This window comes from uncultured Acetatifactor sp. (assembly GCF_948601915.1).
Lineage (GTDB): Bacteria > Bacillota > Clostridia > Lachnospirales > Lachnospiraceae > Acetatifactor.
Genome location: NZ_CAPDXS010000041.1, coordinates 24,975 through 34,659 on the forward strand (window position 1 = coordinate 24,975; position 9,685 = coordinate 34,659).

Annotated in this window: 12 protein-coding genes; 6 read left to right on the forward strand and 6 right to left on the reverse strand. The window is 55.5% G+C overall.

The annotated features are described in order from the left end of the window. Nucleotides 1-89: 89 nt before the first annotated feature. Entirely contained in the window at nt 90-326 is a 237-nt protein-coding gene (locus tag Q2B33_RS09090) for a hypothetical protein (protein ID WP_296461460.1), read from the reverse strand. Nucleotides 327-926: 600 nt separating this feature from the next. Here Q2B33_RS09090 and Q2B33_RS09095 point away from each other — a divergent pair. Further along, entirely contained in the window at nt 927-1,676 is a 750-nt protein-coding gene (locus tag Q2B33_RS09095; protein WP_300783327.1) for an adaptor protein MecA, read from the forward strand. Between the two features lie 244 nt (nt 1,677-1,920). Here Q2B33_RS09095 and Q2B33_RS09100 read toward each other — a convergent pair whose 3' ends face one another. After that, nucleotides 1,921-2,112: a DUF1858 domain-containing protein gene (locus tag Q2B33_RS09100; protein WP_296461464.1), complete on the reverse strand. Its 192-nt coding sequence runs from the start codon at nt 2,110-2,112 to the stop codon at nt 1,921-1,923. A gap of 323 nt (nt 2,113-2,435) precedes the next feature. Here Q2B33_RS09100 and pflB point away from each other — a divergent pair, with 323 nt between their 5' ends. From pflB to Q2B33_RS09125, 5 genes are all read left to right on the forward strand, one after another. Continuing rightward, entirely contained in the window at nt 2,436-4,472 is a 2,037-nt protein-coding gene (gene pflB / locus Q2B33_RS09105) for a formate C-acetyltransferase (RefSeq protein ID WP_300766514.1), read from the forward strand. 76 nt (nt 4,473-4,548) lie between these two features. Then, a complete protein-coding gene (locus tag Q2B33_RS09110; RefSeq protein WP_296439144.1) occupies nt 4,549-4,749 on the forward strand; it encodes a hypothetical protein in 201 nt (66 codons plus the stop codon). Nucleotides 4,750-4,822: 73 nt separating this feature from the next. After that, nucleotides 4,823-5,065 (forward strand): autonomous glycyl radical cofactor GrcA3, encoded by a 243-nt coding sequence (grcA3, locus tag Q2B33_RS09115; RefSeq protein ID WP_251206803.1) that lies wholly within the window; start codon nt 4,823-4,825, stop codon nt 5,063-5,065. 225 nt (nt 5,066-5,290) lie between these two features. Beyond that, entirely contained in the window at nt 5,291-6,037 is a 747-nt protein-coding gene (pflA, locus tag Q2B33_RS09120; RefSeq protein ID WP_296461470.1) for a pyruvate formate-lyase-activating protein, read from the forward strand. A 15-nt stretch (nt 6,038-6,052) separates the two neighbouring features. Next, nucleotides 6,053-6,223: a DUF362 domain-containing protein gene (locus tag Q2B33_RS09125; protein ID WP_296461472.1), complete on the forward strand. Its 171-nt coding sequence runs from the start codon at nt 6,053-6,055 to the stop codon at nt 6,221-6,223. A 109-nt stretch (nt 6,224-6,332) separates the two neighbouring features. Here the strand turns inward: Q2B33_RS09125 and Q2B33_RS09130 are convergent, their stop codons facing one another. The 4 genes from Q2B33_RS09130 to Q2B33_RS09145 all read right to left on the reverse strand — a co-directional run. After that, nucleotides 6,333-7,082, reverse strand: coding sequence for a helix-turn-helix domain-containing protein (locus Q2B33_RS09130; RefSeq protein ID WP_300566194.1), 750 nt, complete (start codon nt 7,080-7,082; stop codon nt 6,333-6,335). Between the two features lie 122 nt (nt 7,083-7,204). Continuing rightward, a complete protein-coding gene (dnaB, locus tag Q2B33_RS09135; protein WP_300566191.1) occupies nt 7,205-8,551 on the reverse strand; it encodes a replicative DNA helicase in 1,347 nt (448 codons plus the stop codon). 4 nt (nt 8,552-8,555) lie between these two features. Next, nucleotides 8,556-9,002, reverse strand: a complete 447-nt coding sequence (gene rplI / locus Q2B33_RS09140; RefSeq protein WP_300566189.1) for a 50S ribosomal protein L9 — start codon at nt 9,000-9,002, stop codon at nt 8,556-8,558. 24 nt (nt 9,003-9,026) lie between these two features. Then, nucleotides 9,027-9,685 (reverse strand): DHH family phosphoesterase (locus tag Q2B33_RS09145; RefSeq protein ID WP_300913962.1); only part of this gene is annotated, 659 nt, incomplete at its 5' end.

Genomic DNA, 9,685 nt, shown 5'->3' on the forward strand with positions numbered 1-9,685 from the left:
ATTCCGTCATGGACGGGAACACCGCCGCCGTCAGCATGAGAGGCAATCCCAGCCTGCAGCAGACAGCGGCGCCCCGCCGGCAATCCGGTCTACCTGCGCGTCACTCTGTCGAAGCGCACCTGTTCGATGATGCCCGAAGCGTCCAGCACGTAGTCAGCCATATAAGGGCTGTTCTCCCGCACCGCCTTCGACACCACCTCATCGGGAAGGGCCTCCTGCCCGTCCACGAACAGCTCCACGCCGCTCCGCCGCATCTGTTCCAGACGCGCCAGCATATGTTCTCTTACCGCCTCCATATCCTCTACTTCGATTTTTTCTTCATACAACTGAATTCCTCCTTGTTCTAAGGCTTCCCATCCAGAAGGAGCTTGTGATCTTGTGATGAATCCGAATGCGGCCGCGCGATGTGGGTCCGTAACGCATCTCCACATGTCAGGAAGCCTATAAGATGAAAGTAAAGCGAATGCCTTTGGCAGTACGGCAACGGAAAAAATTTCCATTGCATATTTTGTTTAGATTGAATTATAATTGTGAAAATTAGTTGACATACTTATGACCAAGCAATCGATACATCCGGTTTTTGCTTGTGAGACATCCTTAGATTTATGCCAGTTTCTTTCTACTGTCATATAATGTGGTATACACACTTAGAATATAAAGGATGAAGTGGAACGAACCGTTCCCAAAATCAGTTTAATCAACTTGAAGTCAAGACTGCCGCCTCCTTCCCCGTACAGAGTACCGAAGGCATCCGCAGTTTTACTATACCACAGCTATGTCGCTTTTGCAAGCGAAAACTTAGAATTATTAAAAAATATTAAAACTCAGAATCTGCCTATTGACTTAGGGAAGCCAAAAGTATATGATGTCATCACGTAGCATCGTAATTTTACAGTTCAGTTAGGCAGAACGGAAAGGGTTGTCGCATGAAGATAGAAAAAGTAAATGAGAACCAGATTCGCTGCACTCTGACCAGAGAAGATTTGGCAAGCCGCGAACTGAAGATCAGCGAACTGGCTTACGGCACCGAAAAAGCCAAGACATTGTTCCGGGATATGATGAGGCAGGCCAACTGCGAATTCGGCTTTGAGGCCGAGGATATCCCCCTTATGATAGAAGCCATCCCCCTGAACGCGGAATGCATCGTCCTGATCATCACCAAGGTGGAGAATCCCGAGGAGCTGGATACCCGCTTCTCCAGATTCGCCCCCTCCGTGGCGGAAGACGACGAGGATGAGGACATGTATTCCCAGTACCCGGAGGAGGGCTCCAATGAGATTCTGAACCTGTTCCGCCAGATGCAGACCAGCCAGGAGGACGGCGCGGAAGGACAGACCGAGGGCGGGGAGGCCAATCCCGCGAACCATGTGCGCATCTTCCGGATGAGCTCCCTGCAGCAGGTGATAGAGGTGTCCGCCATCATCGCGGGCAGCTACCAGGGCCTGAGCACCCTCTATAAGGAGAATGCTGCCGGCCGGGGCCGGAAGCCGGAAGGCTACCTGCTCCAGCTGTCCAGGGGCGACGCCACCGCCGAGGCCTTCGACAGGGCGTGCAATACGGTGTCGGAGTACGGAATCCCCCAGCGCTATGCCCCTGCCGGCGGCGCGTTCCTGGCAGAGCACTGCGAGGCGCTGATCCGGGACAATGCCGTCCACGCGCTGGGCGCGGCTTCCTGAGCACACCGGCGCGTCAATTTCGGGTAATCGATGCCTGATGTCCGCGCCAGGACAGGCGGAGGAAGGAGTCGGGCCGGGCATGGCCGACTGACGGCAGCGCAGTACCGGAGCGGGCAGCCAGGGCTCCATGCACCGGCGCATTATAACGATACGAACGATACGGACATACAGGGGGCGGCCGCCTGAGACCCAGGGGCCGCCCCTTTCCGTGCCGCGGACTCTTGTCCGCCTCCATGGCCGGACCTTACACCGCGGCTATGGCATCCATCAGGGCATCGATGTCGATTCCATGTACCATCGCGGCTTCCTCCAGGGATTCGCCCTGGGCGGAGGGGCATCCCAGGCAGTGCATCCCGGCCTCCAGCAGCACGGGGGCTACGTCAGGGTTCGTGTTCAGGATCTCTCCGATCGTCATTTCTTTCGTTATATTGCTCATTGCCTTCTCCTCTCTGTAAGTAAAAGTTTTATAGTGGTGCCAGCCGCTCGCAGGGGCCGCTCCCCGGCCCCTGTGAGCATAGACCTATTATATATTATCCCGCAAAATCTGACAAGCTATTCTTAGGCCCGTCTACAGAAAATTCATAACTTCACCGCAATTATAAAATTTTTGAAAAATTCAGTAAAATCCACGGTATGTACAGAAAAAAGTACACATTCCCACCTTGACTCTCACCAGTGTTTTTCATATAATAAGCTTAAGGATTAGAAAGCAACATTCACTCATAAACTAATTCAAATTTTACAGGAGGGTATTTCAAAATGAGACCAGAATGGACAGATTTTGTGGCAGGCAAATGGGACAAAGAAGTCAACGTCCGCGACTTCATCCAGAGGAACTATCATCCCTATGACGGCGATGAGGCATTCCTTGCCGGCCCTACCCAGAACACCAAGGATCTGTGGGCACAGGTGCTCGATCTCCAGAAGAAGGAAAGAGAAGCCGGCGGCGTCCTGGATATGGATACCAAGGTAGTCTCCACCATCACTTCCCATGGCCCCGGATACCTTGACAAGAGCAAGGAGACCATCGTAGGCTTCCAGACCGACAAGCCTTTCAAGCGCTCCCTGCAGCCCTACGGCGGCATCCGTATGGCAGAGAAGGCCTGCTCCGACAATGGCTATGAGGTGGATCCCGAGATTTCCGAGTTCTTCTCCACCCACAGAAAGACCCATAACGCAGGCTGCTTCGATGCTTACAACCAGGAGATGAGAGCATGCCGTTCCTCCCATATCATCACGGGTCTTCCCGATGCCTATGGCCGCGGACGTATCATCGGCGACTACAGGCGCGTAGCCCTGTACGGCATCGACAGGCTGCTCGAGGACAAGCAGGCTCAGAAGGATTCCACCGGCAAGGTGATGACCGACGATATCATCCGTCTGCGCGAGGAGATTTCCGAGCAGATGGTGGCCCTGAAGATGATGAAGGAGATGGCTGCTTCCTACGGCTGCGATATCTCCAGGCCCGCTGCCAATGTGCAGGAAGCCATCCAGGCCGTATACTTCGGCTATCTGTGCGCCGTGAAGGAGCAGAACGGTGCGGCCATGTCCCTGGGACGTACATCCACCTTCCTTGACTGCTACGCAGAGAGAGACTTAAAGAACGGCACCTTCACAGAGGAGCAGATTCAGGAGTTCGTTGACCACTTCATCATGAAGCTGCGCTGCATCAAGTTCGCCCGCACGCCTGAGTACAACCAGATCTTCGCAGGCGATCCCGTATGGGTGACCGAGTCCCTGGGCGGCGTAGGCGTGGACGGCAGGCCCATGGTCACGAAGATGAGCTTCCGCTATCTGAACACCCTGACCAACCTTGGACCTTCTCCGGAGCCCAACCTGACCGTTCTCTGGTCCACAAGGCTTCCGGCAGCCTGGAAGAAATACTGCGCAAAGATGTCCATCCAGACCTCTTCCATCCAGTATGAGAACGACGACCTGATGAGAGTAGACCACGGCGACGACTACGGCATCGCATGCTGCGTATCCTCCATGGTCATCGGCAAGGAGATGCAGTTCTTCGGCGCCCGCGCCAACGTGGCGAAGTGCCTGCTGTACGCTCTGAACGGCGGCGTGGACGAAGTGACCAAGAAGCAGGTAGGTCCCAAGTACCGTCCTGTGGAAGGCGACGTGCTGGAGTACAACGATGTATGGGGCAAGTTCGTAGACATGCTGGAGTGGCAGGCTGATGTCTATGTGAACACCCTGAACATCATCCACTATATGCATGACAAATACTGCTATGAGAGAGCTGAGATGGCCCTCCATGACAGAGACGTGAAGCGCTACTTCGCTACCGGCGTGGCCGGCCTGTCCATCGTGGCCGACTCCCTGTCCGCTATCAAGTACGCTAAGGTAGAGGTTGTCCGCGATGAGGACGGCGTAATCGTCGACTTCAAGACCACTGGCGACTTCCCGAAATACGGAAATGACGATGACCGTGTAGACGAAATTGCTCAGATGGTAGTCCATACCTTCATGACCGCCATCAGGAGGCACCACACATATCGTCAAGGTATCCCTACCACCTCCATCCTGACCATTACCTCTAACGTTACCTATGGTAAGGCTACCGGTAATACACCCGATGGACGTAAGAAGGGCCAGCCTTTCGCTCCCGGTGCTAACCCCATGCACGGCCGCGATACCCACGGTGCCGTAGCTTCCCTGGCTTCCGTATCCAAGCTGCCTTTCAATGATGCGCAGGACGGTATCTCCAATACCTTCACCATCATCCCCGGCGCACTGGGCAAGGAAGACAAGGTATTCTCCGGTGACATCGAGCTGGATCTGAAATAAGACCTTATAACAATTTGTCAATGTCCTGCGGCAGCGCGGTCCCCCGTACTGCCGCGGGAAAAAAGAAGGAGGCGCCATGGACGAGGATAAGATGATTGATGACCTGGTGAAGATGCTGGATTCCGGCATGACAGAGGGCGTAGGCCATGTAAACGTGGATTACGACCAGGAAGTCGAGTCAAAAAATGTTCAGACAATGGGCTGCACGGACTGCTCGCGGACACCGTTGGCCTGTAGTGTACCCACCCTGGAACAGGGGCTGGACGATTATCACTGATCCGGCCTCCCCACAAGATGCATCTATATTGATTCAGTTCATATACTGTAAATAAATAAGGAGGAAAAACATTATGGCAACAAACAATGCACAGGTTGACAACCTTGTAAACTTACTGGATGGCTATGCGACAAAGGGCGGCCATCACCTGAACGTGAACGTGCTGAACAGGGATATGCTGCTGGACGCTCAGAAGCATCCCGAGAACTACCCTCAGCTGACCATCCGTGTATCCGGATATGCCGTCAACTTCATCAAGCTCACTCCCGAGCAGCAGGCTGACGTCATCTCCCGTACTTTCCACGAGGCCATCTAAGCGTGGGAAGAAGTTCTAGGCGGCCAAAAGACGCCCGCCAAGAACTTCTAGGCTTGCCGCGAATGAATTCGCGTTGCTCGCCAATCCCACGCGGAAGAATGCCCATAGGACGGGCATTCTTCCAGGTTTGCGGCTGTGGTTCACGGCTGTAGCGACATGGTTTTAAGCCCCGGAGGGAGGAATCTCTTCGGGGTTTCATGGACATTAAGAAAGAGTGGTAATCCTATGCAGGGCAGAATACATTCATTGGAAAGTTTTGGGACGGTTGACGGGCCGGGGACGCGGTTCGTGGTGTTCGTGCAGGGGTGTCCTATGCGCTGCGCCTACTGCCATAATCCTGATACATGGGATCTGGAGGGCGGCACTCTCATGGAGCCCTCATACATCATCGAGCAGTACGAGAAGAACAAGGCGTTCTATGCCAATGGGGGCGGCCTCACCGTCACCGGCGGCGAGCCCCTGATGCAGGTGGATTTCCTGATCGAGCTGTTCACGCTGGCCAAGGCAAAAGACATCCATACCTGCATCGACAGCTCCGGCATCGTCTTCAATCCGGACAACACAGCGCTCATAGAGAAGCTGGATAGGCTCATGGCCCTGACGGATCTGGTGATGCTGGACATCAAGCATATCGATCCGGAGAAGCACAGGGACCTCACCATGCAGCCCAACGGGAACATCCTGAAGTTCGCTGCCTATCTGAACGAAAGGCATGTGGACATGTGGATACGCCATGTAGTGGTTCCCGGCATCACGGACGACGAGAAGTACCTGTTCGACCTGGGATACTTCATCGGCCAGTTCGACAATCTCAAGGCACTGGACGTGCTGCCCTATCATACCATGGGGGAGAAGAAATACCAGAGCCTGGGCATGGAATACAAGCTCAAGGGCGTTCCTGCCATGGATAAGGATAAGCTGCTGGACAAAAAGAAAGCCATCATCGACGGCATCAAAAAAAGACGAGCATAAAGGAGGATATTTACTATGGCATACGTAATCAGCGATACTTGTGTGGCCTGCGGCGCCTGTGAGGCACAGTGCCCTGTAGGCGCTATCAGCATGGGGGACGGCAAATTCGAGATCGACCCCGACAAGTGCATCGACTGCGGTTCCTGCGCAGGCACATGCCCTACAGGAGCCATCTCCGAGGGCTGATAAGGCTGTCAGATTCCCGCAGAACGCACCCGCCCGGACGGTTTCTATACCGTTTAGGCGGGTATTTTAAATCGGTTTTTCGCACTCCGGCAGGAAGGCGGGCGCTTCTTCAAAGGAAGCGCCTTTTCTTTTTCCCGGTTGGCTGGGCCTGCCCTTCCTCGCTGTTATCGGCATCTCCTTTATGCAGATTGGCTTTCGCCAAACCGTTCCTGTCCTGGCCTTTTTCCGGCTTTTCCTTTTTCAGGCGGCGGCTCTTTTTGCGCAGCAGCTCGTCCATCCTCTTATAGTGCTCCTCGTCCCGCTCCGCCAGCATCCTGTCCCTGGCCTCCTCCCGCTCCTCCTGCATCCGGAACTGGTAGTCCAGCTCCTTCACCACGCTCTCCCGGATCTCCCGGGTCAGGGTCTGATTGTTCTCCTGCAGGGTCTGGCGTATCAGCTGCTGGAGCAGCCATTGGAGCCTTCTGGATTTGTCTTCCCTGGATTCCTGCACGGCCTCCGGCTCCCGGCCTCTGTTCGGCACGATATCGATGGCCAGTCCTCCTGTCCGCTCCGCCATCTCCCCCCGCTGGTCGGCTCCGTCAATCATGCGCTCTTCTATCCCGCCCTCCCCCGGGGCGTCCGGAGGCAGTACGTCCAGCTTTCCGTCCTTTAGAATCATCTTGATTGCTTTCAATTGCAGTCCCCTCTCTTTCATTCCTTTTATCTGCTTAAACCGCTCCACGTCCTCTTCCGTGTAATATCGATGCCCCAGTTCGTTGCGCTTGATCGGCAGATGCAGCTCCTCCTCCCAGTAGCGCAGCACATGGCTCTCCACCCTTACCTCCTTTGCGGCATCCGAAATCAACAAATAATCTCCCATAGCTTCTCCTCTCCACGCTTCGTGAGTCTTCTAAAATGGTTGTGCACGGGCCTGTGCATAAAAAAGAGGACAAGCACACTCGCTCATCCTCTTTCGTAGGTTTGTTTTTTATCCGTCCTCTTCTATCTGTCGCCCACCGGCCTGTGCTCCAGGTTCATGAATCTCTGGTACTCCGGCAGCCAGGCCAGCTCTATGGTCCCAATCGGGCCGTTCCTCTGCTTGGCGATGATGATCTCGGCAATCCCCTTCTTCTCCGAATCATGGTTGTAATAATCGTCCCTGTAGATGAACATGACCACGTCCGCGTCCTGCTCGATTGCGCCGGATTCCCTCAGGTCCGACAGGATCGGCCTGTGGTCGGGCCGCTGCTCCACCGCCCGGGAGAGCTGCGAGAACGCGATGACCGGTACGGAGAGCTCTCTGGCCACCGCCTTCAGGGAGCGGGATATCTCCGATATCTCCTGCTGCCTGGACTCCGTCTTTCCGTTTCCCGTCATCAACTGCAGATAGTCGATCATGATGATGGACAGGTTGTGCTCCAGCTTGTATTTCCGGCATTTGGAGCGCAGCTCCGCGATGCCGATGCCCGGCGTGTCGTCTATGATCAGGGAAGATTTCCCGATGACTCCCGCGCTCTCTATCAGCTTCTCCCACTCCTGGTCGCTCATCTGCCCTGTGCGCAGCTTCTGGGCGTCCACGCTGGATTCCATGGAGAGCATACGGTTCACGAGCTGCTCCTTGCTCATCTCCAGGCTGAAGATGGCCACTGTCAGCCCTTTCTTGAAGGCGGCGTGTCTGGCCAGGTTCAGCTCGAAGGCAGTCTTCCCCATGGAGGGGCGGGCCGCTATGAGCACCAGGTCGGAGGGCTGCATTCCCGCCGTGCGGTAGTCCAGATCCAGGAAGCCTGTGGGAATGCCGGTGACGTTCCCGTGGTTCTTGGCCGCCGTCTCTATCTTGTCCATGGCGTTCATCACCACCTGCCTGATGGGGACATAGGAATCCGTGGAACGTTTCTGCACCAGCTGGAATACACGTTTTTCCGTGTCCTCCAGTATGTATTCCAGGCTTTCCTTGCCCGCGTAGCAGGTATTGGCGATGTCCTCGTTCAGGCGTATCAGCTTCCGCAGGATCGCCTTCTCCGCCACGATCTCGGCATAGGACTTGATATTGGCGGATATCAACGGCGCGCTGAGGAGCTCCTTTACAAATTCCAGGCTGCTGACCTCCGGCGGCACATCCTTGGTGCGCAGACGCTCCTGCAGCGTCACCAGATCCACCGGTTTCCCCCCGTCGTTCAGCTCGCACATGGTGTCGAACAGGACTCCGTACTGTTTGTTGTAGAAATCCTCCCCGCTTATCAGCTCCGAGGCCTTGCCTATGTTCTCCCTGTCCAGAAGCATGGAGCCGATGACGGACTGCTCCGCCTCCATGTTGTGGGGCAATATACGTTTAAGCACATTTTCTTCCATGATATCACGCTTCTGTCACTTTTACGGCCAGCTTCCCTGTCACCTGGGGATGCAGCTTAACGGGCACCTCATAGGAGCCGAAGCTCTTGATGCTCTCCTGCAGTTGAATCTTCTTCTTATCCACCTCAATGCCATGCTGTTCCTGGCAGGCTGTGGCGATCTCCTTGGAGGACACGGAGCCGAAGGTCCTTCCGCCCTCTCCCCCCTTGATCTTCACCACGATCTGCTTGTCCTCCAACTGCGCGGCCAGCGCCCTGGCGGCCTCCAGCTGCTCCTGGGCACGCTTGTCCTGGCTGGCCTTCTGGAGCTTCAGCTCATTCATGTTCTTGGGCGTGGCCTCGATGCCTATCTTCTTGGGCAGGATGTAGTTCCTGGCAAATCCGTCGCTGGCCTCGATGACGTCGCCCTTCTTGCCCAGCTTTTTCTCGTCCTGTAATAATATAATCTTCATTCTCTCAAATCCTTTCCCGGTAAACTATATTTCTCCGTTCTCCAGCATGCTGTCCAGCGTCCGCTTCAGAGCGCCCATGGCTTCGATGATGCCCACGCCCTCCATCTGGCAGGCGGCCGCGTTCAGATGTCCGCCGCCGCCCATGCGCTCCATGATGACCTGCACATTGACTTCATCAATGGAACGGGCGCTGATATGTACCTTCCCCTGGAAGTCCGTCAGTACGAAGCTGGCCTTGATGCCCCTGATGTTCAGCAGCTCATTGGCCGCCTGGGCCCCGATGATCGTGGGATTGGGCAGGTCCTCCGCCGTACAGATGGAGATGGTAAAGCATTGCTTGTAGATTTCGGCCTGGCTCACAGCGTCCGCCTTGGCCTTGTACCCCTGGGCATCCTCCCGGAACATCTTGCGGACCCTGGTCACGTCCGCGCCGTTGCGGCGCAGGAACGCCGCCGCCTCAAAGGTGCGCACCCCGGCTTTTATCATGAAATTGTTGGTGTCTATCATGATGCCGGAGTACATGCAGTCGGCCTCCTCCGGGCGGATCCGGATATTGTCATAGGTGTACTGCAGGATCTCCGACACCATCTCGCAGGAGGAGGAGGCATAGGGCTCCACATAGGAGAGGGTGGCGTTCTCAATGGTCTCCGTGCCCTGCCTGTGATGATCCAGCACCACCACGG